The following is a 26,440-nucleotide window of genomic DNA, read 5'->3' on the forward strand; positions in this document are numbered from 1 at the left end:
TATGTCGCAAGCTGCTCTGAATGCACGGGAACGTGCCGCCGAAACCCGCGCTGCTCGCCGGAGCAACGGAGGCCAGTTAGCGGGGTTGGTTTTCCTGCTGATGGTGCTGGGAACCGTGCTATGGAGCGGCTGGGCCGTTGTAGGTTGGATGAAGGATGCCAGCCGTTTGCCACTGTCAAAACTGGTGGTGACCGGCGAACGCCATTACACCACCAATGACGATATTCGCCAGGCGATTCTGGCTTTGGGCGCACCGGGAACCTTTATGACGCAGGATGTTAACATCATCCAGCAGCAGATTGAACGGTTACCCTGGATTCAGCAGGCTAGCGTGCGTAAGCAGTGGCCGGATGAGCTGAAAATCCATTTGGTGGAGTATGTGCCGGTTGCCCGCTGGAACGATTTACACATGATTGATGCCGCGGGTAAGTCGTTTAGCGTGCCTTCGGAACGCATCGGCGGCCAGAAATTGCCGCTGCTGTATGGGCCTGAAGGCAGTGAACAGGATGTTCTGGAGGGCTACCGGGCGATGAGTAAGGTGTTAGCGGCCAATAAATACACGCTAAAAATGGCGGCAATGAGTGCTCGTCATTCTTGGCAACTGGCCTTAGATAACGATGTTCGGCTGGAGCTGGGGCGGGATGATCGCATGGGACGTTTGCAGCGCTTTATGGAGCTGTACCCCATGCTAGAGCAGCAGCCAGATAAACGGGTTAGCTATATCGACCTCCGTTATGACACCGGCGCTGCGGTGGGTTGGTCCCCGGTATTTATCGACCAGCAGGCTAGCAGCCAGCAGAACAGTAATCCGCAACAGAATCAGGCACAGGCAAAACAACAATGATCAAGTCGACGGACAGAAAACTGGTAGTGGGTCTCGAGATCGGTACGGCAAAGGTCTCCGCATTGGTAGGGGAAGTTCTGCCCGATGGCATGGTCAACATTATTGGGGTTGGCAGTTGCCCATCCCGTGGTATGGATAAGGGTGGCGTTAACGATCTTGAATCGGTAGTGAAATGCGTCCAACGTGCGATCGATCAAGCAGAGTTAATGGCAGATTGCCAGATTTCCTCCGTTTATCTGGCATTATCGGGTAAACATATAAGCTGTCAGAATGAAATCGGGATGGTTCCTATTTCAGAAGAGGAAGTAACTCAGGAAGATGTAGAGAACGTAGTGCATACCGCGAAGTCGGTACGTGTGCGTGATGAACATCGAATCCTGCACGTTATCCCTCAGGAATATGCCATTGATTATCAGGAAGGTATTAAAAATCCGGTTGGCCTTTCCGGTGTGCGGATGCAGGCCAAAGTACACCTGATTACCTGCCATAACGATATGGCGAAGAATATTGTCAAAGCGGTTGAACGCTGCGGTCTAAAAGTTGACCAGCTTATTTTTGCCGGTCTGGCCGCCAGTTATGCGGTATTGACCGAAGACGAACGCGAACTGGGCGTTTGTGTGGTAGATATCGGCGGCGGTACCATGGATATGGCGGTGTACACCGGTGGTGCACTGCGTCACACCAAGGTGATTCCTTACGCTGGTAACGTAGTCACTAGCGATATTGCCTACGCCTTTGGCACTCCGCCGACCGATGCGGAAGCGATTAAAGTTCGACACGGCTGTGCGCTCGGGTCGATTGTCAGCAAGGACGAAAGTGTAGAAGTGCCAAGTGTTGGCGGACGTCCTCCCCGTAGTCTGCAAAGACAGACACTGGCCGAGGTCATTGAACCACGCTATACGGAATTGCTGAACCTGGTTAATGACGAGATTTTACAGTTGCAGGAACAATTACGTCAGCAAGGCGTAAAACACCACTTGGCAGCAGGTATTGTGCTTACAGGTGGTGCGGCACAAATTGATGGCCTGGCCGCATGTGCGCAACGGGTGTTTCATGCCCAGGTACGTATTGGCCAACCGCTCAATATTACCGGGCTGACGGATTATGCGCAGGAACCTTACTACTCCACTGCTGTTGGGTTATTGCACTACGGTAAAGAATCTCATCTCAGTGGTGAGTCAGAAGTAGAAAAACGTGCCTCGGTGGGCAATTGGTTCAAACGTATCAATAGCTGGCTGAGAAAAGAGTTTTAATGTTTCAACAAAGAGATCATGCTGAACATATTTTTTGATCTCGAAGCGACAGGCACAAAACGGAGAGAAACTATGTTTGAACCTATGGAACTGACCAATGACGCGGTGATTAAAGTCATCGGCGTCGGCGGTGGCGGTGGCAACGCCGTTGAACACATGGTGCGTGAGCGCATCGAAGGTGTTGAATTCTTCGCCGTTAATACAGACGCTCAGGCGCTACGTAAAACGGCAGTTGGCCAGACTATCCAGATCGGTAGCGGTATTACCAAAGGTCTGGGTGCTGGTGCGAACCCGGAAGTGGGTCGTAATTCTGCGGAAGAAGATCGCGAAGCGCTGCGTGCAGCACTGGATGGCGCGGATATGGTCTTCATCGCGGCAGGTATGGGTGGCGGTACCGGTACTGGTGCTGCGCCTGTAGTTGCGGAAGTAGCAAAAGAACTGGGTATTCTGACAGTGGCCGTGGTTACCAAGCCTTTCAACTTTGAAGGCAAGAAACGCATGGCGTTCGCTGAGCAGGGTATCGCTGAGTTGTCTAAACACGTTGATTCATTGATCACTATTCCGAACGACAAGTTGTTAAAAGTTCTGGGTCGCGGCATCTCTTTACTGGATGCATTCGGCGCAGCTAACGACGTGTTGAAAGGTGCCGTTCAGGGTATCGCCGAACTGATCACCCGTCCTGGCCTGATGAACGTCGACTTTGCTGACGTGCGCACCGTGATGTCCGAAATGGGTTATGCCATGATGGGTTCCGGCGTCGCTTGTGGTGAAGATCGTGCGGAGGAAGCGGCAGAAATGGCGATTTCCAGCCCGTTGCTGGAAGATATCGACTTATCTGGTGCCCGTGGCGTTCTGGTCAACATCACCGCTGGTTTCGACCTGCGTTTGGATGAGTTTGAAACCGTAGGTAACACCATTCGTGCCTTCGCGTCTGATAATGCTACCGTGGTTATCGGTACCTCATTAGACCCGGAAATGAACGACGAGCTGCGTGTTACTGTGGTTGCGACTGGTATCGGCATGGACAAACGTCCGGAAATCACGCTGGTTACCAACAAGCAAACTCAGCCAGTGATGGATCACCGTTATCAGCAGCACGGTATGTCACCGTTACCGCAGGAAGTGAAGCCTGCGGCGAAAGTGGTGAACGACCAAACTGCTCAAACGAACAAAGAGCCGGATTATTTGGATATTCCAGCGTTCTTGCGCAAGCAAGCTGATTAATTTCCAAAAATTTGGTATCTCCGCTCTTTGTGCTAAACTGTCCCACCGATCTTCCTATATGCTAGATCGGTAGGATGGATAACATTGCGAGATAAAACGATGATCAAACAAAGGACATTAAAACGTATTGTTCAAGCGACTGGTGTTGGTTTACATACCGGCAAGAAAGTCACGTTGACAATGCGCCCCGCGCCGGCCAATACCGGGGTCATCTATCGTCGCACTGACTTGAATCCACCGGTTGATTTCCCGGCAGATGCAAAATCCGTGCGTGATACCATGCTCTGTACTTGTCTGGTCAACGAGCATGACGTGCGTATTTCTACCGTTGAACATCTCAACGCTGCTTTGGCGGGGTTAGGGATTGATAACATTATTATAGAAGTAAATGCACCTGAAGTGCCGATCATGGACGGCAGTGCCAGTCCATTCGTGTACCTGCTGCTGGACGCCGGAATTGAAGAGCTGAATTCAGCGAAGAAATTCCTGCGCCTGAAAGATACCGTTCGGGTTGAAGACGGTGATAAATGGGCTGAACTGTCTCCATTCAATGGATTCCGTTTAGATTTCACCATTGATTTCAATCACCCGGCGATAGATACCAGTACGCAGCGTTACCGCCTGGATTTCTCTGCTGATTCATTTGTGCAGCAAATCAGTCGTGCGCGTACTTTTGGCTTTATGCGTGATATCGAATATCTGCAGTCCCGCGGTTTGTGCCTGGGCGGTAGTTTCGATTGTGCCATCGTGGTAGATGATTACCGCGTTCTGAATGAAGATGGCCTGCGCTTCGAAGATGAGTTTGTTCGTCACAAAATGCTGGACGCTATCGGCGACCTGTTCATGTGCGGCCACAATATTATTGGCGCGTTCACCGCGTATAAATCTGGTCACGCACTGAATAACAAGTTACTGCAAGCCGTATTGGCAAAACAGGAAGCTTGGGAATATGTGACGTTCCAGGACGAAGCCGAAATGCCATTGGCATTCAAAGCTCCGTCTACGGTATTGGCTTACTAAAGCTACTTATCACGTTTGGTTGCGTTGGCACTCTCTCCGGCCAACGCAGCCAGTCGTTCCAAAATAGTCCTCAATTTCTCTGGGCTACGGCTCGCTAGTCCTCGTAATTCCTTTGCACTTTCCAAACTCAAGTGACGTAATGGCGCTGACTCTTCGCTTTTTTGCGCGGCCTGAGCGGTTTCTTGTATTTTGTTCTGCCCTTTCGCCATTAACGCAGGATTAATCCTGATGTCGATTGAAGACAATGATGGTAGAATTTGCGCTCGTAGTGCAGAAAGCAGGTTAGATTGTTCGTAACGTAACCGCATTAGCCAACTGGCGTTGGCGGTTTCTAGCACCAAAATACTCTGTCGATAATTGGCCACACGGCACCAAGGCTGCAACTGTGACGGAAGCAATGCTTTTACCGCACGATTGAGCTTTAACAGTGCGACTGCGCGCTGCTGTACATTGTGCAGTGGGCCTTTCTCCGTTGCGGTCGCATCGTCGAACAGAACATCTAATAATTGTGGGCGGCTTTCACGCATTGACAGGGCTCCGGCGGATTTTAAACTTGTGATCGGTATTCTAAATCGTTGGCGACAATTTGGCAGACGTTATTTCTGGCCGCATCTCCTATTGGGGATGGTCGCGGCGAGTCTTGGCGTGCCGTCAAACTTGTCCAGCGGGCCAGATCAAACCGCACTGCCGAGTACATCTTCCAGCCAAAGCCGCCAAAATCACGGTGCGACCAACTTTAATAGTCTAGCTCTGCTGCAAGAGACGCATCGCCGTCCTTCCTTCAGCGTAGACTATTGGCAGCAGCATGCGCTTCGCACCGTCATTCGTCACCTTTCTTTTGCTCTTGCACCGCAGGTCGCCTATAGCCGCGTGCAGGAAGCCGAGACGCTAGAACAGGTAGAGCCGACGCAAATTCAACAGCTTGCGCTACTGGATACGCTTAATGCGTTGCTAACCCACGAGTCGCGGCCTCCGACCATCATTCGCTATACCAAACGAGCGCCTCAGCCCGTTTTATCCCTTCATCAACCCGGCTTATGGCTTGCGCAGGTACAAGGCATTCGTGCCGGACCGGTTCGTTACAGCTAGTTATTCCTCTGAAGTCTTTTAACTTAATGTAACCTTTGACCGCCGGTTTGGTGGTCTTGTAAGAGATATAAAGAATTATGCTAATCAAATTACTCACTAAAGTTTTTGGCAGCCGTAACGATCGAACCCTGCGTCGTATGCGCAAAGTGGTTGATGTGATCAACCGTATGGAACCGGACATGGAAAAACTGTCCGATGAAGAATTAAGAGCCAAAACGGATGAGTTCCGCGCACGATTGGCGAAAGGCGAAGTGTTGGAAAACCTGATTCCAGAAGCTTTTGCTGTGGTTCGCGAAGCCAGTAAACGCGTATTCGGCATGCGTCACTTCGATGTGCAGCTGTTGGGCGGTATGGTTCTGAACGAGCGTTGTATTGCAGAAATGCGTACCGGCGAAGGTAAAACTTTAACCGCAACGCTGCCAGCTTACCTGAATGCTCTGACTGGCCGCGGCGTACACGTGGTTACCGTCAACGATTATCTGGCTCAGCGCGATGCGGAAAATAACCGTCCACTGTTCGAATTCCTCGGCTTAACTATCGGTATTAACCTGCCGGGTATGACAGCTCCGGCGAAGCGTGAAGCCTATGCCGCTGATATTACTTACGGTACTAACAACGAATACGGTTTTGACTACCTGCGCGACAACATGGCGTTCAGCCCGGAAGAGCGTGTGCAGCGCAAACTGCACTATGCGTTGGTGGATGAGGTTGACTCCATCCTGATCGATGAAGCGCGTACTCCGTTGATTATTTCTGGCCCTGCGGAAGACAGTTCCGAAATGTATATTCGGGTTAACAAACTGATTCCTAAACTGATCCGTCAGGAAAAAGAAGATTCCGATACCTTCCAGGGTGAAGGCCACTTCTCGGTAGATGAAAAGTCCCGTCAGGTGCATTTAACTGAACGTGGCTTGATCATGATCGAGCAGATGTTAGTGGAAGCCGGCATTATGGACGAAGGTGAATCTCTGTACTCACCGGCCAATATTATGCTGATGCACCACGTAACCGCCGCGCTGCGTGCCCACGTACTCTTTACCCGCGACGTTGACTACATCGTTAAAGATGGCGAAGTCATCATCGTTGATGAACACACTGGTCGAACCATGCAAGGCCGCCGCTGGTCTGACGGCCTGCATCAGGCCGTTGAAGCCAAAGAAGGGGTGGAAATCCAGAACGAAAACCAAACGCTGGCTTCCATTACTTTCCAGAACTATTTCCGTATCTACGAAAAACTGGCCGGTATGACCGGTACTGCGGATACCGAAGCCTTTGAATTCAGCTCTATCTATAAGCTGGATACCATTGTGGTTCCAACCAACCGCCCAATGATACGTAAAGATCTGCCGGATCTGGTCTATATGACTGAAATGGAAAAGATTGGCGCCATCATTGAGGATATCCGCGAGCGTACTGCTAACGGCCAGCCAGTGCTGGTTGGTACGATTTCCATCGAGAAATCCGAAGTGGTCTCTGCTGAACTGACCAAAGCCGGCATCGAACATAAAGTTCTGAACGCTAAATTCCACGCCATGGAAGCCGAAATTGTGTCTCAGGCGGGTCAGCCGGGTGCGGTTACCATCGCGACCAACATGGCCGGCCGTGGTACCGATATTGTGTTAGGCGGAAGCTGGCAGAGTGAAATCGCACAGTTGGAAAATCCGACTGAGGAGCAAATTGCCGAAATTAAAGCCGCATGGAAAATTCGTCACGATGCGGTTCTGGCATCCGGCGGTTTACACATCATCGGTACTGAACGTCACGAATCCCGTCGTATTGATAACCAGCTGCGCGGTCGTGCGGGTCGTCAGGGTGATGCCGGTTCTTCACGCTTCTACCTGTCAATGGAAGATGCGTTGATGCGTATTTTTGCCTCTGACCGTGTGTCAGGCATGATGCGTAAACTGGGTATGAAACCGGGCGAAGCCATTGAGCATCCTTGGGTAACCAAAGCGATTGCTAACGCACAGCGTAAAGTCGAAAGTCGTAACTTCGATATTCGTAAACAGCTGCTGGAATACGATGATGTAGCCAACGATCAGCGCCGTGCGATCTACAGCCAGCGTAACGAGTTGCTGGACGTGTCTGACGTTAGCGAAACTATCAACAGTATTCGTGAAGATGTGTTCAAAGTTACGCTGGATAGCTACATTCCGCCGCAATCTTTGGAAGAAATGTGGGATATTGAGGGGCTGGAACAGCGTCTGAAAAACGACTTCGATCTGGATATGCCGATTGCGCAATGGCTGGAAGATGAACCACAGCTGCATGAAGAAACCCTACGTGAGCGTATTCTTCAGCAGGCAATTGACGTCTACAAACGTAAAGAGGAAGTTGTCGGCGTTGAAATGATGCGCAGCTTCGAAAAAGGCGTGATGCTGCAAACGCTGGATTCCCTGTGGAAAGAGCATCTGGCAGCGATGGATTATCTGCGTCAGGGTATCCATTTACGTGGCTATGCGCAGAAAGATCCTAAGCAGGAATATAAGCGCGAATCTTTCGCTATGTTTGCTGCGATGCTGGAATCTCTGAAATATGAAGTGATCAGCGTGCTGAGTAAAGTTCAGGTACGTATGCCGGAAGAGGTCGAAGCGCTGGAAGTTCAACGCCGTGAAGAAGCTGAGCGTTTGGCCAGACAGCAACAGCTGAGCCATGAAAATGACAATAGCGCCCTGATGTCTGAAGAAGAGGTGAAAGTTGCAGCCAGCCTTGAACGTAAAGTGGGCCGTAACGATCCTTGCCCTTGTGGTTCAGGTAAGAAATATAAGCAATGTCATGGCCGTTTGCAGAAATAAAGCTGCGATTAGCCAGCAATAGTTAAAACAGTAAATAGCGGGGCGGCCAAATAGACCGCCCTTCTTTTTGCTTAATATCGCGGAATCAGGATGTGAACGTGAGATAAACGAGGAATATCAGAATGAAACATTTGCAGATCGCCGTGGGTATCATCCGTAATGCGCAACGCGAGATTTTTATTACCCAGCGCGCGGCAGATTCCCATATGGCGGGTTTCTGGGAGTTTCCCGGAGGGAAAATAGAACAGGGTGAAACCTCGGAAATAGCTTTGTATCGTGAGCTATTGGAAGAGGTCGGTATTGTTGCGCAAAATGCGGTGCAGATAACCACTCTGGAACATCGTTTTCCTGACCGAATTGTCACTCTCAGTTTCTATCTGGTAGAACAATGGCAGGGCGAACCTTTTGGTCGGGAGGGCCAGCCGGTGCGCTGGGTTAAGCAAGAGGAGTTACGGGCTGAGGAATTCCCAAAGGCTAATCTATCGATAGTTGAGTTACTGGTTTCTCAGGCATAATCACACTCAGATTGGAGCACACAATGCGTGGCTCCAATCTGTGAGCGCATTAGCGCGGATCTTCCTCACTCCATTCATCGCTATCTGAGAGTTCTCCCTGACTTGGAATACGCTTCTCTTCATCGGCCCACTCGCCAAGGTCGATCAACTGACAGCGTTTGCAGCAAAAAGGACGATACGGGCTTTGCTCGCCCCAAATAACGATTTTCCCGCAGGTTGGGCAATTAACCTGTATTTCAGTTGAATCCATATTCTCTCCTAAAACTTGCTTACTGTATGACAACACAGCCATAAGCATCAATAAGTGCAAAAGTTAACAACAGGCCAACTCAAAGTTTAAGCGTGCGGGTACAGTGCCATTCTCGCTATCCAGCGGTAGGAAACGTATCGCGTAGCGGGTTTTGTGGCCGGAAACCTGCGGATAAAGCTGATGTTCCATGGAAATTCGCAGTCGCAATAAATCAGCGCCGTCGGCATTATCCTGGAAGAATCCATTTAGGCTGATTTGGTTGCGCAACGGGCCAGACTGGCGAATTAAATCCAGAATCATGGTTAATGATTGATTCAGCGGAATTAACGTACCAAGTAATTCATTGATATGCTGATTGCGTTGTTCCTGCGGTAGATGCAGCCAAATATGTAGCGTAGGCAGATCGAAACTACAACAACCGCCTGGAATACTGAGCCGTTGGCGAACCAGACTAATCATGCGATCTTCTTTCAGCGACTGTCCGATACGCGGTGCGGACATCAGCACTGATGCCCGGCTTTTCAGCTGAGCGCGTAATTCATCAATCAACGCCATATCGACACCGGGAACATCAGCCCAGGCCTGAAGTTTTTGCTGCTGACGCTCAAGTTCTTTGAGTAAATCAGTGCGAACTTCCCCCCTTTCAAGCACATCGATCAGATCGGATGCGGTGCGAAAAAACGTTAAGGCGCTGGCGATATTATCCAGATTTCGCTGACTTTCTAACTGTTGCAGCAAAAACTCAATACGAAGCCAGGTGCGCATTTTTTCATTCAGCGGGTGTTCAAAAAGTACAGTTGAGGTGAGATCACTCATCGGTGTAAATCCTGTTGGGTCACCGTCGCCAACCTTAAATACCGGTGATGAAGCGAGGCAACGAGCGGTGGGATCGTGGAAGGATCGCCGCTATTGTCGATAATGTCATCCGCACAGGCCAGACGCTGTTGCCGCGTGGCCTGCGAAGCTAAAATATGTTCTGCCTGCTGACGGCTGATACCGTCTCTTGCCATGGTGCGTCTAAGCTGAATCTCAGGGGTGACATCCACGACCAATACTCGGTTAGCTCTATGGCTCAGGTTATTTTCAACCAGTAAGGGGACAACCCAAAGTACATAAGCCGCTTTTGCAGCTGCGAGCTGACGCTGAGTTTCTTGCTGAATCAGTGGATGCAACAGCGCATTGAGCCAGTTTTTTTCCATCGGGTCGCTAAAAATCTTTTCCCGCAGCTTGGCTCTATTCAGGCTGCCGTCTGCCAGCAGGATAGTATATCCATAACGGGCTTTAATCTCATTTAACGCCGGCATTCCAGGCTCAACAATCTGTCGGGCAATGATATCCGCATCAACCAGCGGTACGCCGAGATCGGCAAAAGCATTAGCAACGGTACTTTTCCCACTACCAATTCCGCCTGTAAGAGCAACAATATAGGTCATTACATTGCCTTGCATACTGCCGTTGAATACCCGAATTGTAACTGAAAGCTGTGTGTAAGACATAGCGCGGATGCATTCGGATTTTGAATCTGTCTTTAATGCCTATTCTCTGGCCGAGGGAGTATTTTTTATATCAATATTGCTGATAGTTACGCTGCTCGGAATAATGTAACCAGACGAACCAGTCAGGAAGGGAAAATGCATGGTTTTCAGGTAATTTGTGGGAGTGTAGCCTAAATAAAGTTAAATTCGCAGTCTTGCCGAAGAATTATTCCTGCGTATGATAGCTTCACTGGAAATGGCGTCTATTACGCCCGATCTCATCATGCGATCCATCGCCAATAACCAGGAAACCAAAGCCATGCGTATTGAAGAAGGTTTGAAATTAGGTTTTAAAGATGTCTTGATTCGACCTAAACGCTCCACGCTGAAAAGTCGCTCCGCAGTTGAGTTAGAGCGTCAGTTTACCTTCAAACATTCAGGCTATAAGTGGGCTGGTGTACCCATTATTGCAGCGAATATGGATACCGTCGGCACCTTCCGCATGGCTGAGGTTCTCTCCTCATTTGATGTTCTTACCGCAGTACATAAACACTATTCCGTTGAACAATGGGCCGATTTTGTTCGACGTGTGCCTGAATCGGTACTGCGCCACGTCATGGTTTCTACCGGTACATCTCAGGCAGATTTTGCCAAAATGAAGCAAATTCTGGCGCTTTCTCCTGCGCTGAAATTTATCTGTATTGATGTAGCCAATGGTTACTCTGAGCACTTTGTTGCTTTCCTGCAACAGGCTCGCGAAGCTTGCCCTGACAAAGTGATTTGCGCAGGTAATGTAGTCACAGGCGAAATGGTTGAAGAACTGATTCTGTCTGGCGCCGATATTGTAAAAGTAGGGATTGGCCCAGGTTCGGTTTGTACAACCCGAGTGAAAACTGGCGTGGGTTATCCGCAGCTTTCTGCCGTGATCGAATGTGCTGATGCTGCTCACGGTTTAGGTGGGCAAATCGTGAGTGACGGTGGTTGTTCCGTTCCTGGCGACGTTGCCAAAGCGTTCGGTGGCGGCGCAGACTTTGTTATGTTGGGCGGTATGTTAGCCGGTCACGACGAATGCGAAGGTAAAGTGGTTGAAGAAAACGGTGAGAAATTCATGCTGTTCTACGGTATGAGCTCTGAGTCAGCGATGAAACGTCACGTTGGCGGCGTAGCAGAATATCGTGCCGCCGAAGGTAAAACCGTGAAGCTGCCATTGCGTGGCTCAGTGGATAATACCGTTCGCGATATCATGGGCGGGCTGCGCTCTGCTTGTACTTATGTCGGTGCTTCTCATTTGAAAGAGCTGACCAAACGCACCACCTTTATCCGCGTTGCTGAGCAAGAAAACCGCGTATTTGGCAGTAACTGAGCTAAATAAACTTAATCGGTTTACGCTGAACGAGTGTTTTATATCGCTGATAGTGTGTGATTAATTGATTATTAAAGAAGGGACGCAAAATGATGCGTCCTTTTTTAATCTACTGCCAAACCCAAACCCAAACCCAAACCCAAACCCAAACCCAAACCTGGAACTTTTGTTAACTAATAATTCCCCCAAGTTGGAAAATGGGGAGGTACATAGCAATAACCAGTGTGCCAATCACTGCGCCGACGAACAGCATCAACATTGGCTCAAGCATTTGTGTCAACTTATCAGCCAGTTCCTCAGTTTGCTGCTGTTGCCAACCAGCAAGCTTTGTCAGCACGTTATCCAGTGAGCCAGATTCTTCCCCAATGCGTACTAACTGTTGGCAAAGTGGAGGGAAAAGAGGTTGGTGTGAAAGGGCATCACTCAGAGGTATTCCTTGATTAATTAGCTGATAAAAATGATTGATAATGGATTTGTAATGCAGATTATCAATGGAAGTAGCGGCTGCTTCCAGCCCATTAGCTAAGGTTAAACCTGCTTTCTGTGTGACAGATAAAGTGCGAAAAATTTGGCTGAGACAGTACCCTTTAACCAGTGGTGCTATCAGCGGGAGATGTAACAGCAAGAATTGCTCTCGTTGTTTCCACCGTGCGCTTACCCTTATTTTAGAGAGGTAAACCAATACAATACCAATGATTGCCACGATAGAGTAAATACCGTAATTACCCAGTATTCCGGATAGATATAGCAGCCCTTGAGTCAGAGCGGGCAGTGGGGCGTCAAAAGTCTGATAGAGCCGCCCGAATTCTGGTAAAACAACAAGTAACATCAGGGCACTGACGGCGAAAGCAACCAGACAAACAAAGGCGGGGTATCTGAGTGTCTTAGCCACTTTTTTTTGCAGGTACTGGCGTTTTTCCTGTTGCTCGGCTAGCTGGAGACAGCATTTATCTATTTCACCTGTTAGTTCGCCTATGGCAATTAATTGCGTGTATATGGGTGGGAAAACGGATGGATAGGCGTTTATAGCCTCAGATAGCGCCTGCCCTTGAGACAGGCTTTCACTTACATCTCTTAGTAAACAGCGCCATATTGGCGTCTCGGCCTCTGCTGCCAACAATTGCAGACTATTTATTAACGGCAGTCCGGCTTGCAGAAGCGTAGCTAATTGGCGTGTGAAATTAAGCAGATGCTTCCCTTGATGTAGCCGAGAGCTTAGGCGTTTTATCATTCTGATACGGATAGGCTGCAGCCCCTGCTGTATTACTCTTTGGTAAATCACCGATTTTTCGCTAGCTAGAGACTCGCCGACGATCACCTTTCCTTCGCTATCTATGCCTTGCCAGATAAATAAACCGAGTGTCATTGCATTCCCCTTAATGGCGTCAGATTTCCGACAACTCGTGAGATTTCGGCGATACTGGTTATTCCCTGTTTAACCAACGCTAAGCCTGCGATGAGTAGTGAATGGGGCTCAGGGGGCGGCTGAGAATTTTTCAGGCCAGGAACAGGGGCTGCACTCATTAAATCCTGCTGATTTGACGGTGTCATTGCCCATGTGTCATAGATACCTATTCGGCCATAGTAACCGCTACTACAATGTTCGCAACCAGTGGCATACCAGTGATGTAAAGGCTTTGGGCACAAAATTGTGGGCAGAATGACTGGCTCGGGTGCTGCGCGTTTACAACGTTGACATAGACGGCGTACCAGGCGTTGGGCTATCACCAGTTTTAGGCAAGATGCGAGCAGATAATGACTGATTCCCATTTGAGTTAATCGGGCTAGCGTTTCATGCGTTGAATTGGTGTGCAAGGTCGAAAGCACTAAATGGCCTGTTAGTGCAGCCCTTACCGCAATATCGGCGGTTTCATTATCTCTGATCTCGCCGATCATAATGACATCCGGGTCCTGCCTGAGTAATGCACGTAACGCCTGAGAAAAGTCTAAATCTATTTTACTGTTGGTCTGGGTTTGATTAATGCCTTCAACGGGAATTTCGATCGGATCTTCGACACTGCATAAATTACGGTACTGCTGATTTAGGTGTTGTAGACAGCTATACAAGGTCACTGTTTTTCCGCTTCCGGTTGGCCCGGTAACCAAAATCAATCCTTGCGGTAAACTTAAGGCCTCAAGGATTGATTCCCGACTTTTTGGGGGAAGATCCAGCTCGTCCAATCGTTGCGGTATATTGGTATTCAGAATGCGTAGTACCACTTTTTCGCCGTATTGAGTTGGTAATGTGGCAATGCGCAGTGAGTAGTAATGATTATCAAGGCTAAGGCTAAACTGTCCATCTTGAGGTAAGCGCCGTTCCGCACTATTCAGCTTAGCCATTACTTTGAGACAGGCATTGATTCTATTAACCAAATTAGCCGGTGGGGATAGCGTTTGGTGCAAAATGCCATCAATACGTAACCGAATACGGTAATAGCGGCGATAAGGCTCGAAGTGAACATCAGACGCACGTTTTTGAATCGCCATGCGTAGCGTTTGATGAATGATGTTGATAATGGGCGCATCACTTTCATCATTAAGTGAAGTCACTTCCTTATTATCAAAAGCTTGAGTACGTGATTTGTCCGTATCAGGGAGGTATTTTATGGCCGCTTCTTCCGCGTGTTTTTTACTCTCGATATCTGGCTTAATCGAGCCGTTTAACTGCTGGATTAAATCAGGACTCAAATGATGAAGGTGGTGCTCAATTTTTGCCGCAGGCCATAGAGTCACTTCCACATTTAAACCGCAGGCAAAGCGTAATGCATTTATCTCCTCACTGGTTGGGTACTGCAACATGGCAAGAGTTAATGTATTTGGGCTGATTTCCAACGGTATCGCTCGATACTGCTGGCAAAGCCGGGATAACGCATCCCCGGCTCCTTTGTTATTGATTGAGCGGTTGCTATTCATCGTCGCTAGACGTCTCTTTAAGAGCAAATACCGACTTGCAGAGTTTACTTAGTTCGTCATGATTTCCTGTACATGCGCGTGTCCAGGCCAGGTTACCGGCGGCGCTTTTAGTTGGGGTTAATACAACGCTTAATCCATCCAGAGTCTCCTGCCCGGTCATAGAGATGACCCCTTTTGCAATGTTAATGGCTTTGACATAACGAGTAGGTTGGCCAGAGGGAATACCCTGACTACCAGCATTGCAGCCTAATAATGCCGAGTGTTCCATCGAGCAAACCTCTACGGCCATGCGGTAAGGAGCACTGGTTTGCAACATATCGGTTAGGGCCGCTTTCTGTATATAGCTTTGATAAGCAGGAATACCGATGCCGCCGAGAATGGCAATGATGACGATAGAAACCATGAGTTCAATGAGGGTAAAACCCTGTGAGTAATACATTTTCACACTCCTTGTGATGAAAGACGAGGTAAGGGTGCGGTTTTTTTTATCGCAGGGAAAGTGGGTTTGAATAGGACTGCGAAACGGATTGTGAGAATTTTTTAGTGTTGCAGTAATCAGCGGTTTTTTTTCGGCAGAGGCCGCAAAAAAGAGCTCATTGTTACCTGAGCTCTTTTCCTGGCTGAAACAAATCTGTTAGCGTTATTGAAAACGCATCGAGAGGTCTAAGGCGGTAACGTGTTTAGTCAGTGCGCCGACAGAAATAAAATCGATTCCTGTTTCGGCATAGCTACGAAGTGTCTCGAGTGTGACATTACCTGAGACCTCCAACTGAGCGCGACCTGCGTTGAGGGATACGGCATCACGCATCATAGGAATGGTGAAGTTATCAAGCATCACGATATCGGCTCCGGCATCCAGAGCCTGCTTTAATTCATCTAAAGATTCCACTTCGACTTCAATTGGGACATCGGGGTGGATCCAAAATGCTTTACTCACGGCTTCTTTAATCGAACCGGCGGCAATAATGTGGTTTTCTTTAATTAAAAAGGCATCAGTCAACCCAAGACGATGATTGCTGCCACCTCCGCATAACACTGCGTATTTTAATGCGGTTCGTAAGCCAGGTAGTGTTTTACGAGTATCCAGGAGTTGGGTATGCAACCCTTGGAGTAAAGCAACATAGCGGCTGACTTCGGTGGCTACGCCGGATAGCGTCTGTACAAAATTTAATGCGGTACGTTCGCCAGTGAGCAAGATGCGAGCAGGGCCGGAAAGGTGGCACAACGTTTGGTTGGCGGTGAGCGCGTCACCGTCTGCCACCAGCCACTCGACTTCAACTTTACCGCCGAGCTGGATAAAGACTTCGTTCAGCCAGCGTTGCCCGCAGAAAACGCCGGCTTCGCGAGTGATAATAGTCGCGGAGGCTTGTTTATCTGCGGGGAGCAGTTGGGCCGTCAGGTCGCGATCGGCATTGACCTCACCGCCTAGATCTTCACTCAGTGCCAAGGCAACTGAAAAGGGAATATCGCTTTGAATTCGCTCTAATAACGCGGTGCGGCGACTGTCGGCACTGTAGCTACGTGTCGGCATAGAAAACTCCGAAATGGCGGATAGATAATAGTTCAAACATGCTACTCTGTTGCTGGCGTCAGTGCTACTACAGAGCCGTTTTAGAATGAGGGTTGAGGTGACAAATGCAGTTAGAGAATGGCTGGATTGTTGGGGTTAAGCGGGTGGTTTCTCCTCATTTTGATCTCAGACCTGAAGATGAGGCTCCCTCTCTTTTGGTCATTCATAATATCAGTTTGCCGCCGGGTGAATTTGGTGGACCTTATATCGACCATCTGTTTACCGGAACTTTGAATGCGGATGAACATCCTTATTTTGCTGATATTGTGCACTTGCGAGTATCGGCGCATTGCCTGATTCGTCGCGATGGTGAAATTATCCAATACGTGCCTTTTGATAAGCGAGCCTGGCATGCCGGTGTATCTCAATTTGACGGGCGTGAGCGGTGTAACGATTTTTCCATTGGTATCGAGTTGGAGGGAACGGATGTGCTACCGTTTACCGATGCGCAATATCAAAGTCTGAAAAAAATCAGTGCGTTGTTGCTATCCCATTATCCCATTACCCTAGAGCGGATAACCGGGCATAGTGATATAGCTCCCGGCCGAAAAACCGATCCGGGGCCAGCATTTGACTGGGCGCTTTATCGACAAAGTTTGACTCCATTATTGGAGTGATTTTGCAGCAATAGAGGTCATGATAGCGGAGGCGAGGATTCCGTCATTTTTACCTTTTTTGTGATAACCGCTGCCGGGAGGCATGGTGCCTGAAGGTTCGGGCTGGTGGAATGTAGAGGGAGACAGGGAATCAATGACGCTTTTTACGCTATTGCTGGTACTGGCCTGGGAACGTTTGTTCAAATTAGGCGAACATTGGCAGCTGGACCACCGGTTGGACACTATTTTTAGTCGGTTGCATCGATACTCGTTGCTGCAAACGCTCGGTCTGGCCATTTTGTGTATGGCCATTGTCGGTTTGATGTTGCAGTTGGTTCAGGACTATCTGTTCGGCTTGCCGCGGCTGTTACTGTGGATTGTTATCTGCCTGTTGTGCATCGGCGCTGGTGGTATAAGAAAACACTATCGTGCTTATCTGAAGGCCGCTCGACAAGGGGATGCCAATGCCAGTCTGCAAATGGCGGAAGAGCTGGCATTAATCCATGGATTGCCTGCGGACTGTGGCGAAAAGGACCGACTACAAGAGTTACAGAATGCGTTGTTATGGATTAATTTCCGCTACTATCTGGCTCCCTTGTTCTGGCTGGTGGTTTGTGGTTTTTATGGCCCGGTAGCTATTACGGGCTACGCGATGTTACGCGGATACCAAACCTGGCTGGCGCGTCACCGAAACCCTTTGCAGCGCTCTCAGTCAGGCATTGACCGTGTTTTACACTGGATTGACTGGGTTCCCGTCCGGTTGGTTGGCGTGGCCTACGCACTGCTTGGTCACGGCGAGCGTGCTTTGCCAGCGTGGTTTGCCTCTTTGGGGGACTTGCATTCCCCGCAGTATCAGGTGCTCACCCGTTTAGCTCAGTATTCTCTGGCTAGAGAACCGCATCTTGACCCAGTACAAACGCCACGCGCGGCGGTATCTTTGGCGCGGAAAGTCACGTTGACGATTATAATTGTCGTAGCTTTGCTCACGATCTATGGTGCACTGGTATAGCGGGCATTAGAGGCATTCTCGATAAAAATGACTGCTATCTGACAAGGTAGCTTTGTAAATAAAATATCGGATTGGCAGCAAGAGCCCATCAAAATAAGTGTATGTCGGCTTCGTTGGTTTTGTAACAGGAAACAATGAAATACTGAGAATTCAACGAGTTTATTACGGAGTTTAGAGTGTATTAGCGCTAGCTTTCAGTTATTAATGGGGAGTATTAAGTGAACAAGGCAAGCGAAATACAGGCAGGGAATTGTCGGATTGAGGCGCTTGAGCCTGATGGTTTTTTGCTCCTGATTTCCCCTACACATTAGTTCGCTTTCGGCTTGGGTAATACCAGACACTCATGGCCGTGGAATGGGTAAAGATGTCACCGCAGCGGGAGTTTTAAGCTCCTTTATAATACGGTGATTTCCGCGGTAATTGGCTGGTTTTCTCTGGTGTTGCGAGAGAGGTTAGGCGTAATTTCTCATGTGAAAACAATCGTTAATCGTTAATCGCTAATCGTTAATCGCTAATCGCTAATCGCTAATCACTAATCACTAATCACTAATCACTAATCACTAATCACTAAGCAAATGACTTTCGATGAAGCTCAGTAAGCGGCTTTATTGCTCTATGAGCAATTAAAAAAACAGACCCACAGTATGAATGCGGGCCTGAAGGTTGGTGCTTATCGCTATAAATCAGATGCCGCACAGCGACGAGCGATTAAGATTTATTCTGCTTAACTCGGTTTTTCAGCATATAACCAACCGCTAGCACGACGACCCAGACGGGGATAAGCAAGACAGAAATCTGAATGCCCGGTGTCAGGTACATGATAACCAAAATGCCCGCCAGGAAAGTTAGGCATAGGTAGTTGCTGAAGGGATACCAGAAGGCTTTAAACTTAGGCTCAATTCCTTGGCGGTTTTTCGCTGCACGGAATTTTAAATGAGCAAGGCTAATCATTGCCCAGTTGATCACCAGCGCTGAAACCACTAACGCCATCAGTAATTCAAATGCCCGTCCGGGAATCAGATAGTTAATCAATACGCAGAATGCAGTCGCAAAGGCTGAAACAGCAATAGCAATGACCGGTACGCCGCGACCATCTACTTTTAATAAAGCTTTCGGACCGTTCCCTTGCTTGGCTAGACCAAACAGCATACGGCTGTTGCAGTAAACGCAGCTGTTGTACACCGACAACGCGGCGGTAAGCACCACGATATTCAGCACGGTAGCGACAATATTACTGTCCAAAGCATGGAAAATTAGTACGAAGGGACTGCCGCCCTCAACCACTTTTCCCCAAGGATAAAGTGAGAGCAATACTGCAAGTGAACCGATATAAAACAGCAAGATACGATAGATAACCTGATTGGTTGCCTTAGGGATGCTGCGCGCGGGATCTTCTGCTTCTGCCGCAGTGATGCCGACCAGTTCAAGGCCGCCGAAGGAGAACATAATCACCGCCATAGCCATGACTAACCCAATGAAACCATTAGGGAAGAAGCCACCCTGAGCCCACAGGTTGGTGACCGTCGCTTCTGGGCCACCCTGTCCGCTCAACAACAAATAGCCACCGAATACAATCATCCCGATGATAGCTACCACTTTAATGATGGCAAACCAGAATTCCATTTCGCCATACACTTTAACGTTAGCCAAATTGATAGCGTTGATAGCGAGGAAGAATACTGCTGCGGAAACCCAGGTCGGGATTTCCGGCCACCAGTATTGGACGTAAATCCCCACGGCGGTCAGTTCGGCCATCGCGACCAAAACGTAAAGTACCCAATAATTCCAGCCAGAGGCGAAACCGGCGAAGTTGCCCCAATATTTATAGGCAAAATGGCTAAATGAACCTGCGACCGGTTCTTCAACGACCATTTCACCCAGTTGGCGCATGATCAGAAAAGCGATAAAGCCGCCGATGGCGTATCCCAGCAGCACTGAAGGGCCTGCCATTTTTATGGTTTGTGCAATACCGAGAAAAAGCCCTGTGCCAATTGCGCCGCCCAAGGCGATTAGCTGGATATGGCGGTTTTTTAGACCCCGCTTTAGCTCCGCGCCTTCTTGTTGAACACTCATCGTTGCATCCTCTGTCTTTGTGGCTAATGCCTAAATCGCTATTTGTGGTGTTGTGTAATCTTGAAATGCCGTTGTCTGTATTGTTTTATTTACGGGTGTTCATTTTGATAATAGTGCCAATGACTACCCATTACGTGAGAATAGTGGTATGCGAGAATTATTGCATCTGCTTTTTCAATGGATCACTCGTATTTTATGCATTTAAGAAATGCTAAGGCCGGTGACTATTCAGGGGGCTTCAGAAATGGCGAGGGAGAAACGGCGGTTTTATAGACATTCTTCGGTGAAATGAGAATTTATAAAATGGTCAAACCAGTTTTCAGGGGCTCATATTCTCGGTAATAAAATAAAGAGTGTTATCGGCGAATTTAAATTCATTTTTATTGATTTAATAATCACAAATGCCTCAACTATAACGCTTCAGCTTGCCTAATTATCCTTTTCATAATCGTTACAATTTTTCGGGGGTGAGTAATGGTATTACCACCTATAGGTTACCACTTTGCGGCATAACATTAGTGAAGTTGTTAAAATGTGCTGGCTTTCATGATTTCGGTCAATGTCCGTATGGACAGCTAGTGAATACTTTGTTACTTTATCGTCACGTTTTTGAAATTGGTATTACCAATTGACTCAGCGCCATTCGCAGAGACGAATTCACTCAATACGGCTTACAGCGCGACTCACATAAATTATGGCCTACAACAAAATACGCCAACCCAAATTATCAGATGTTATCGAGCAGCAGCTTGAGTACCTGATCTTGGAAGGGACACTACGTCCGGGCGAGAAATTACCGCCTGAGCGCGAGCTGGCGAAGCAATTTGATGTTTCCCGACCTTCCTTGAGAGAAGCCATTCAGCGACTCGAGGCCAAAGGCCTTCTGCTGCGTCGCCAGGGAGGCGGTACTTTCGTCCAGACGAACCTGTGGCAAAGCTTTAGTGACCCGCTGGCAGAATTGCTGGCCGACCATCCTGAATCACAATTCGATTTGCTGGAAACACGTCATGCCCTCGAAGGTATTGCCGCGTATTACGCGGCTTTACGCGGTACAGATGAAGATCTGCAATGTATTCGTGAATGTCATACTGCGATTCAACAGGCGCAAGACAGCGGTGATTTAGACGCTGAAGCTGATGCGGTTATGCAGTATCAGGTGGCTGTTACAGAAGCGGCTCATAATGTGGTGTTGTTACATTTACTGCGTTGCATGGGCCCGATGTTAGAACAGAATGTTAAACAGAACTTCGAATTGCTTTACTCGCGCCGCGAAATGTTGGCAACGGTAAGCAGTCACCGCGCCGGGATATTCGAGGCGATTGTGGCCCGCGAGCCGGAAAAAGCGCGCGAAGCCTCACACCGCCACTTGGCGTTTATTGAGGAAATCTTGCTGGATCTTAGTCGTGAGAACAGTCGCCGTGAGCGATCGCTCCGACGCCTCCAGCAACGCAAGGATTAAGGGCTTCTCCCAGTCGGGATGGGTTCTAAGTGCTTATTTTGAGCACTAAAAGCGGCAACTAAACTGATGAGCCTATCTTCCGGTGCTTTCACCAGGGCGCGTGTTTTAACCTGGTTTAATCACTCTGGTTAAAACACAGGAAGATAGGCTCCAAATAAACCATTAGAGACAGATAAGGAATACCACCATGTCAGAACGTTTAATTAATGACGTGGATCCGATCGAAACCCGTGACTGGCTACAGGCGATTGAATCGGTTATCCGTGAAGAAGGTGTTGAGCGCGCTCAGTATCTGATTGATCAGGTTTTGGGCGAAGCCCGTAAAGGCGGCGTAAGCGTGGCTGCTGGTTCTGAGAACCGCAACTATGTTAACTCCATCGCAGTAGAAGACGAACCAGCCTACCCTGGCAACCTGGATCTGGAGCGTCGTATTCGCTCTGCAATCCGTTGGAACGCCGTGATGACCGTGCTGCGCGCGTCTAAAAAAGATCTGGATCTGGGCGGCCACATGGCTTCCTTCCAGTCTTCTGCAACCTTCTACGAAGTTTGCTTCAACCACTTCTTCCGTGCGCGTAACCAAAAAGACGGCGGCGATCTGGTTTACTTCCAGGGGCATATCTCCCCAGGCGTTTACGCTCGTGCCTTCCTGGAAGGTCGACTGACCCAAGAACAGATGGACAACTTCCGTCAAGAAGTTCACGGCAAAGGTCTGTCTTCTTACCCGCATCCTAAACTGATGCCTGAATTCTGGCAGTTCCCGACCGTTTCTATGGGTCTGGGTCCAATTAGCGCCATTTATCAAGCTAAGTTCCTGAAATACCTGTCTCACCGTGGTTTGAAAGATACCTCAGCACAAACCGTTTACGCCTTCTTGGGTGATGGCGAGATGGATGAGCCGGAATCCAAAGGTGCGATCACCATCGCTACCCGTGAGAAACTGGACAACCTGGTCTTCGTTATCAACTGTAACTTGCAGCGCCTTGATGGCCCAGTTACCGGTAACGGCAAAATCATCAACGAACTGGAAGGCATCTTTAGCGGTGCTGGCTGGCAGGTACTGAAAGTTATCTGGGGCGGTCGTTGGGATGAGCTGCTGCGTAAAGATACCAGCGGTAAACTGATTCAGCTGATGAACGAAACGCTGGATGGCGACTACCAGACCTTCAAATCCAAAGACGGCGCTTATGTCCGTGAACACTTCTTCGGTCGTTTCCCAGAAACTGCTGCATTAGTGAAAGACATGACCGATGACGAAATCTGGGCGCTGAACCGTGGCGGCCACGATCCGAAGAAAGTCTTTGCAGCACTGAAAAAAGCGCAAGATACCAAAGGCAAACCAACTGTAATCCTGGCTCATACCATTAAGGGTTACGGCATGGGTGAAACGGCTGAAGGCAAGAACATCGCTCACCAGGTGAAGAAAATGAACATGGACGGTGTTCGTCACTTCCGTGATCGTTTCAATGTGCCAGTTGCTGATTCAGAAATCGAAAAACTGCCATACATCACCTTCGAGAAAGATTCCGAAGAGTACAAGTATCTGCACGAACGTCGTCAGGCGCTGGAAGGCTACGTGCCAAGCCGTCTGCCTAACTTCACCCAGAAACTGGAAATGCCAGCTCTGGAAGATTTCAGCTCCTTGCTGGAAGAGCAGAACAAAGAAATCTCTACCACTATCGCTTTCGTTCGTGCCTTGAACGTGATGCTGAAGAACAAATCGATCAAAGATCGTATCGTTCCTATCATCGCTGATGAAGCGCGTACATTCGGTATGGAAGGTCTGTTCCGTCAGATCGGTATTTACAGCCCTAACGGTCAGCAGTACACCCCGCAAGACCGCGAGCAGGTTGCATACTACAAAGAAGACGAGAAAGGTCAGATCCTGCAAGAAGGTATCAACGAACTGGGCGCCGCTTCTTCATGGTTGGCCGCAGCGACTTCTTACAGCACCAACGATCTGCCAATGATTCCGTTCTACATCTACTACTCCATGTTCGGTTTCCAACGTATTGGCGATCTGTGCTGGGCAGCGGGTGACCAACAGGCGCGTGGCTTCCTGATCGGCGGTACTTCAGGTCGTACGACTCTGAACGGTGAAGGTTTACAGCACGAAGATGGCCACAGCCATATTCAGTCACTGACTATCCCTAACTGTATTTCTTACGATCCGGCTTATGCTTATGAAGTAGCCGTTATCATGCATGACGGCCTGGTACGTATGTACGGCGACGCTCAGGAAAATGTTTACTACTACCTGACTACGCTGAACGAAAACTACCATATGCCAGCTATGCCACAGGGCGCAGAAGAAGGTATCCGTAAAGGTATCTACAAACTGGAAACTCTGGCCGGCGAGAAAGGCAAGGTTCAGTTGATGGGTTCAGGCGCTATCCTGCGTCACGTTCGCGAAGCTGCACAGATTCTGTCTGAACAGTATGGCGTTGGTTCTGATGTGTACAGCGTTACTTCCTTCACCGAACTGGCTCGTGATGGTCAGGACTGTGAGCGTTGGAACATGCTGCACCCAACCGAAACTCCACGCGTACCTTACGTAGCTCAGGTAATGAACGAAGCGCCAGCGGTTGCTTCTACTGACTACATGAAGCTGTTCGCTGAACAGATTCGTAACTTTATTCCTGCCAGCGAGTTCCGCGTACTGGGTACAGATGGTTTCGGCCGTTCTGACAGCCGCGAGAACCTGCGTCACCACTTCGAAGTTGATTCTTCTTATGTTGTGGTTGCAGCACTGGGTGAATTGGCTAAACGCGGTGACATCGACACCAGCGTAGTTGCAGAAGCAATTACTAAGTTTGGTATCGACGCCGATAAAGTTAACCCGCGTCTGGCATAAGAGGTAAAGAACAAATGTCTATCGAAATCAATGTACCAGACATCGGTGCAGATGAAGTTGAAGTCACCGAAATTATGGTGAAAGTCGGCGATACCGTTGAAGTTGAACAGTCGCTGATTGCTGTAGAAGGTGATAAAGCCTCTATGGAAGTTCCCTCACCTCAAGCGGGTGTGGTGAAAGAAATCAAAGTTGCGGTTGGCGATAAAGTCGAAACTGGCAAACTGATCATGGTCTTCGAATCCGCTACAGGTGCCTCAGCGGCACCTGCCAAGGCAGAAGAGCAAGCGGCTGCTCCAGCCCCAGCTGCTGCACCTGCGGCTAGCGCAGCGAAAGACGTTGCGGTACCGGATATCGGTTCTGACGAAGTTGAAGTCACCGAGATCATGGTTAAGGTTGGCGACAGCGTTGAAGCTGAACAGTCTCTGATTACCGTAGAAGGCGACAAAGCCTCGATGGAAGTTCCGGCTCCGTTCGCTGGCATCGTGAAAGAAATCAAAATCAACACCGGCGATAAAGTGAGCACCGGTTCTATGATTATGGTCTTCGAAGTTGCAGGTGCTGCGGCACCGGCAGCAGCGGCGCCTGCTCCTGCAGCCGCTCCGGCTGCGCCAGCGGCTTCAGCGGCGAAAAACGTTGAAGTGCCTGACATCGGCGGTGACGAAGTTGAAGTGACCGAAGTGATGGTGAAAGTGGGCGATAAAGTTGCCGCTGAACAATCCTTGATCACCGTTGAAGGCGACAAAGCTTCCATGGAAGTTCCAGCTCCATTTGCTGGCACCGTGAAAGAAATCAAAATCAGCACCGGCGATAAAGTGAGCACCGGTTCTATGATTATGGTCTTCGAAGTTGAAGGCGCAGCTCCTGCGGCAGCTCCGGCTCCACAAGCAGCGGCACCTGCGGCAGCGGCTCCGGCCAAAGCGGCAGCGCCAGCAGCCAAAGCGGAAAGCAAAGGTGAATTCGCGGAGAATGCAGCTTACGTTCACGCTACTCCGGTCGTGCGTCGTTTGGCTCGTGAATTCGGCGTTAACCTGGCGAAAGTGAAAGGAACTGGCCGTAAAGGTCGTATCCTGCGCGAAGACGTTCAGGCATACGTGAAAGATGCAGTGAAACGTGCTGAAGCTGCTCCGGCAGCAGCGGCTGGCGGCGGTCTACCAGGCATGCTGCCTTGGCCGAAAGTTGACTTCAGCAAGTTCGGTGAAATCGAAGAAGTGGAATTAGGTCGTATCCAGAAAATCTCTGGTGCTAACCTGAGCCGCAACTGGGTCATGATTCCTCATGTTACTCAGTTCGACGAAGCGGATATCACTGACGTTGAAGCATTCCGTAAGCAACAAAACGTTGAAGCTGAGAAGAAGAAACAGGATCTGAAGATCACCCCGCTGGTGTTCCTGATGAAAGCCGCTGCTAAAGCATTGGAAGAGTTCCCACGCTTTAACAGCTCTATTTCTGAAGACGGTCAGAAACTGACGCTGAAGAAATACATCAACATTGGTGTGGCTGTTGATACGCCAAACGGTCTGGTTGTTCCGGTCTTCCGTGATGTTAACAAGAAGGGCATCGTTGAGTTGTCTCGCGAGCTGTCTGTTATCTCTAAGAAAGCACGTGACGGCAAACTGACCGCATCCGATATGCAGGGCGGCTGCTTCACCATCTCCAGCCTGGGCGGCATCGGCGGTACGGCGTTTACGCCTATCGTCAACGCACCAGAAGTGGCTATCCTGGGTGTGTCTAAATCATCCATGAAACCTGTTTGGAATGGTAAAGAGTTCGCACCGCGTCTGATGTTGCCTCTGTCTCTCTCCTTCGATCACCGCGTGATTGATGGGGCGGCAGGTGCTCGCTTCGCAGCTTACATTGCCACCATTATGGCTGATATTCGCCGTCTGGTTATGTAATAGCTTAGGCCGGCCTAGCGCCGGCCTTATTATTACTTAGCTTATGGTTATATCACTGATAGTTATGAACCGACCTTGTTTCGCTCGTTACATTAGTAGACAAGGTTGTTGAGACACTCGTCACGCGATGCGGCTTTTCAGTCTATTAACAATTCTGTAAACTGCTCGCAGTGTAAGCGTCCCGGTGGATGAAGGGCGTTATGAACTTTATTAGCCTAATAAATGACGTCTGACCCGCCGGACAAA

Annotated in this window: 22 protein-coding genes; 13 read left to right on the plus strand and 9 right to left on the minus strand. The window is 49.2% G+C overall.

Features of this window, described 5'->3' with window-relative positions; translation table 11 throughout:
• The first annotated feature begins 1 nt into the window (after position 1).
• The 4 genes from ftsQ to lpxC all read left to right on the plus strand — a co-directional run bounded on the left by ftsQ (position 2) and on the right by lpxC (position 4,341).
• On the plus strand, positions 2–844 hold the full coding sequence (gene ftsQ, locus DBA33_RS00685) for a cell division protein FtsQ (RefSeq protein ID WP_049598796.1): 843 nt from the start codon (positions 2–4) through the stop codon (positions 842–844).
• On the plus strand, positions 841–2,097 hold the full coding sequence (gene ftsA / locus DBA33_RS00690) for a cell division protein FtsA (RefSeq protein ID WP_049598793.1): 1,257 nt from the start codon (positions 841–843) through the stop codon (positions 2,095–2,097). Before ftsQ ends, ftsA begins: the two co-directional genes overlap by 4 nt.
• A 72-nt stretch (positions 2,098–2,169) precedes the next feature.
• Positions 2,170–3,321 carry a cell division protein FtsZ gene (ftsZ, locus tag DBA33_RS00695; RefSeq protein ID WP_064516425.1) on the plus strand — a complete coding sequence of 384 codons (1,152 nt, stop codon included), beginning with the start codon at positions 2,170–2,172 and terminating at the stop codon, positions 3,319–3,321.
• Positions 3,322–3,420: 99 nt separating this feature from the next.
• Entirely contained in the window at positions 3,421–4,341 is a 921-nt protein-coding gene (gene lpxC, locus DBA33_RS00700; protein ID WP_049598790.1) for a UDP-3-O-acyl-N-acetylglucosamine deacetylase, read from the plus strand.
• Positions 4,342–4,343: 2 nt separating this feature from the next.
• Here lpxC and DBA33_RS00705 read toward each other — a convergent pair whose 3' ends face one another.
• Positions 4,344–4,868, minus strand: a complete 525-nt coding sequence (locus DBA33_RS00705; RefSeq protein ID WP_064516428.1) for a DUF721 domain-containing protein — start codon at positions 4,866–4,868, stop codon at positions 4,344–4,346.
• Positions 4,869–4,896: 28 nt separating this feature from the next.
• Between DBA33_RS00705 and secM the strand changes: the two genes are divergently transcribed.
• The 3 genes from secM to mutT all read left to right on the plus strand — a co-directional run bounded on the left by secM (position 4,897) and on the right by mutT (position 8,740).
• Entirely contained in the window at positions 4,897–5,430 is a 534-nt protein-coding gene (gene secM / locus DBA33_RS00710; RefSeq protein ID WP_064516430.1) for a secA translation cis-regulator SecM, read from the plus strand.
• Positions 5,431–5,507: 77 nt separating this feature from the next.
• A complete protein-coding gene (secA, locus tag DBA33_RS00715; RefSeq protein ID WP_120805234.1) occupies positions 5,508–8,225 on the plus strand; it encodes a preprotein translocase subunit SecA in 2,718 nt (905 codons plus the stop codon).
• A 122-nt stretch (positions 8,226–8,347) separates the two neighbouring features.
• Positions 8,348–8,740 carry an 8-oxo-dGTP diphosphatase MutT gene (gene mutT / locus DBA33_RS00720; protein WP_064516433.1) on the plus strand — a complete coding sequence of 131 codons (393 nt, stop codon included), beginning with the start codon at positions 8,348–8,350 and terminating at the stop codon, positions 8,738–8,740.
• Positions 8,741–8,789: 49 nt separating this feature from the next.
• Here the strand turns inward: mutT and yacG are convergent, their stop codons facing one another.
• The 3 genes from yacG to coaE all read right to left on the minus strand — a co-directional run bounded on the left by yacG (position 8,790) and on the right by coaE (position 10,423).
• Positions 8,790–8,990: a DNA gyrase inhibitor YacG gene (yacG, locus tag DBA33_RS00725; protein WP_064516434.1), complete on the minus strand. Its 201-nt coding sequence runs from the start codon at positions 8,988–8,990 to the stop codon at positions 8,790–8,792.
• Between the two features lie 63 nt (positions 8,991–9,053).
• Entirely contained in the window at positions 9,054–9,806 is a 753-nt protein-coding gene (zapD, locus tag DBA33_RS00730; protein WP_120805236.1) for a cell division protein ZapD, read from the minus strand.
• Complete coding sequence (coaE, locus tag DBA33_RS00735; protein WP_120805238.1) at positions 9,803–10,423, minus strand: dephospho-CoA kinase; 621 nt, start codon at positions 10,421–10,423, stop codon at positions 9,803–9,805. The genes zapD and coaE overlap by 4 nt, the downstream gene beginning before the upstream one ends.
• A 361-nt stretch (positions 10,424–10,784) precedes the next feature.
• Between coaE and DBA33_RS00740 the strand changes: the two genes are divergently transcribed.
• The gene (locus DBA33_RS00740) at positions 10,785–11,828 is read left to right on the plus strand and encodes a GMP reductase (protein WP_064518448.1); all 1,044 of its coding nucleotides are present in this window, start codon (positions 10,785–10,787) and stop codon (positions 11,826–11,828) included.
• Between the two features lie 169 nt (positions 11,829–11,997).
• Here DBA33_RS00740 and hofC read toward each other — a convergent pair whose 3' ends face one another.
• From hofC to nadC, 4 genes are all read right to left on the minus strand, one after another.
• Complete coding sequence (gene hofC / locus DBA33_RS00745) at positions 11,998–13,194, minus strand: protein transport protein HofC (protein ID WP_120805240.1); 1,197 nt, start codon at positions 13,192–13,194, stop codon at positions 11,998–12,000.
• Positions 13,191–14,741 (minus strand): type II secretion system protein GspE, encoded by a 1,551-nt coding sequence (gene gspE, locus DBA33_RS00750; RefSeq protein WP_064516440.1) that lies wholly within the window; start codon positions 14,739–14,741, stop codon positions 13,191–13,193. Before gspE ends, hofC begins: the two co-directional genes overlap by 4 nt.
• Positions 14,734–15,180, minus strand: coding sequence for a prepilin peptidase-dependent pilin (ppdD, locus tag DBA33_RS00755; RefSeq protein ID WP_064516442.1), 447 nt, complete (start codon positions 15,178–15,180; stop codon positions 14,734–14,736). Before ppdD ends, gspE begins: the two co-directional genes overlap by 8 nt.
• Positions 15,181–15,381: 201 nt before the next feature.
• A complete protein-coding gene (nadC, locus tag DBA33_RS00760; protein WP_064516444.1) occupies positions 15,382–16,272 on the minus strand; it encodes a carboxylating nicotinate-nucleotide diphosphorylase in 891 nt (296 codons plus the stop codon).
• Between the two features lie 104 nt (positions 16,273–16,376).
• Between nadC and ampD the strand changes: the two genes are divergently transcribed.
• A complete protein-coding gene (gene ampD / locus DBA33_RS00765; RefSeq protein ID WP_064516446.1) occupies positions 16,377–16,928 on the plus strand; it encodes a 1,6-anhydro-N-acetylmuramyl-L-alanine amidase AmpD in 552 nt (183 codons plus the stop codon).
• Positions 16,929–17,061: 133 nt separating this feature from the next.
• Positions 17,062–17,916 carry a beta-lactamase regulator AmpE gene (gene ampE / locus DBA33_RS00770; protein ID WP_064516448.1) on the plus strand — a complete coding sequence of 285 codons (855 nt, stop codon included), beginning with the start codon at positions 17,062–17,064 and terminating at the stop codon, positions 17,914–17,916.
• A gap of 708 nt (positions 17,917–18,624) precedes the next feature.
• Here ampE and DBA33_RS00775 read toward each other — a convergent pair.
• Positions 18,625–19,989 carry an amino acid permease gene (locus DBA33_RS00775; RefSeq protein WP_064516450.1) on the minus strand — a complete coding sequence of 455 codons (1,365 nt, stop codon included), beginning with the start codon at positions 19,987–19,989 and terminating at the stop codon, positions 18,625–18,627.
• 694 nt (positions 19,990–20,683) lie between these two features.
• Here DBA33_RS00775 and pdhR point away from each other — a divergent pair.
• The 3 genes from pdhR to aceF all read left to right on the plus strand — a co-directional run bounded on the left by pdhR (position 20,684) and on the right by aceF (position 26,194).
• On the plus strand, positions 20,684–21,448 hold the full coding sequence (pdhR, locus tag DBA33_RS00785) for a pyruvate dehydrogenase complex transcriptional repressor PdhR (RefSeq protein ID WP_049598752.1): 765 nt from the start codon (positions 20,684–20,686) through the stop codon (positions 21,446–21,448).
• A gap of 187 nt (positions 21,449–21,635) precedes the next feature.
• Positions 21,636–24,299 carry a pyruvate dehydrogenase (acetyl-transferring), homodimeric type gene (gene aceE / locus DBA33_RS00790; RefSeq protein WP_064516451.1) on the plus strand — a complete coding sequence of 888 codons (2,664 nt, stop codon included), beginning with the start codon at positions 21,636–21,638 and terminating at the stop codon, positions 24,297–24,299.
• A gap of 14 nt (positions 24,300–24,313) precedes the next feature.
• Complete coding sequence (gene aceF / locus DBA33_RS00795) at positions 24,314–26,194, plus strand: pyruvate dehydrogenase complex dihydrolipoyllysine-residue acetyltransferase (RefSeq protein WP_120805242.1); 1,881 nt, start codon at positions 24,314–24,316, stop codon at positions 26,192–26,194.
• Positions 26,195–26,440: the final 246 nt, after the last annotated feature.

This window comes from Yersinia sp. IP36721 (assembly GCF_003634395.1).
Classification (GTDB): Bacteria; Pseudomonadota; Gammaproteobacteria; order Enterobacterales; family Enterobacteriaceae; genus Yersinia; species Yersinia entomophaga.

Coding starts and splice junctions, on each gene's coding strand:
- hofC (WP_120805240.1), bottom strand. CDS start 13,194: ATGACACTCGGTTTATTTATCTGGCAAGGCATAGATAGCGAAGGAAAG.
- ampD (WP_064516446.1), top strand. CDS start 16,377: ATGCAGTTAGAGAATGGCTGGATTGTTGGGGTTAAGCGGGTGGTTTCT.
- DBA33_RS00740 (WP_064518448.1), top strand. CDS start 10,785: ATGCGTATTGAAGAAGGTTTGAAATTAGGTTTTAAAGATGTCTTGATT.
- DBA33_RS00705 (WP_064516428.1), bottom strand. CDS start 4,868: ATGCGTGAAAGCCGCCCACAATTATTAGATGTTCTGTTCGACGATGCG.
- ftsZ (WP_064516425.1), top strand. CDS start 2,170: ATGTTTGAACCTATGGAACTGACCAATGACGCGGTGATTAAAGTCATC.
- secA (WP_120805234.1), top strand. CDS start 5,508: ATGCTAATCAAATTACTCACTAAAGTTTTTGGCAGCCGTAACGATCGA.
- gspE (WP_064516440.1), bottom strand. CDS start 14,741: ATGAATAGCAACCGCTCAATCAATAACAAAGGAGCCGGGGATGCGTTA.
- nadC (WP_064516444.1), bottom strand. CDS start 16,272: ATGCCGACACGTAGCTACAGTGCCGACAGTCGCCGCACCGCGTTATTA.
- zapD (WP_120805236.1), bottom strand. CDS start 9,806: ATGAGTGATCTCACCTCAACTGTACTTTTTGAACACCCGCTGAATGAA.
- pdhR (WP_049598752.1), top strand. CDS start 20,684: ATGGCCTACAACAAAATACGCCAACCCAAATTATCAGATGTTATCGAG.
- lpxC (WP_049598790.1), top strand. CDS start 3,421: ATGATCAAACAAAGGACATTAAAACGTATTGTTCAAGCGACTGGTGTT.
- aceF (WP_120805242.1), top strand. CDS start 24,314: ATGTCTATCGAAATCAATGTACCAGACATCGGTGCAGATGAAGTTGAA.
- mutT (WP_064516433.1), top strand. CDS start 8,348: ATGAAACATTTGCAGATCGCCGTGGGTATCATCCGTAATGCGCAACGC.
- ppdD (WP_064516442.1), bottom strand. CDS start 15,180: ATGTATTACTCACAGGGTTTTACCCTCATTGAACTCATGGTTTCTATC.
- yacG (WP_064516434.1), bottom strand. CDS start 8,990: ATGGATTCAACTGAAATACAGGTTAATTGCCCAACCTGCGGGAAAATC.
- ampE (WP_064516448.1), top strand. CDS start 17,062: ATGACGCTTTTTACGCTATTGCTGGTACTGGCCTGGGAACGTTTGTTC.
- coaE (WP_120805238.1), bottom strand. CDS start 10,423: ATGACCTATATTGTTGCTCTTACAGGCGGAATTGGTAGTGGGAAAAGT.
- ftsA (WP_049598793.1), top strand. CDS start 841: ATGATCAAGTCGACGGACAGAAAACTGGTAGTGGGTCTCGAGATCGGT.
- DBA33_RS00775 (WP_064516450.1), bottom strand. CDS start 19,989: ATGAGTGTTCAACAAGAAGGCGCGGAGCTAAAGCGGGGTCTAAAAAAC.
- ftsQ (WP_049598796.1), top strand. CDS start 2: ATGTCGCAAGCTGCTCTGAATGCACGGGAACGTGCCGCCGAAACCCGC.
- aceE (WP_064516451.1), top strand. CDS start 21,636: ATGTCAGAACGTTTAATTAATGACGTGGATCCGATCGAAACCCGTGAC.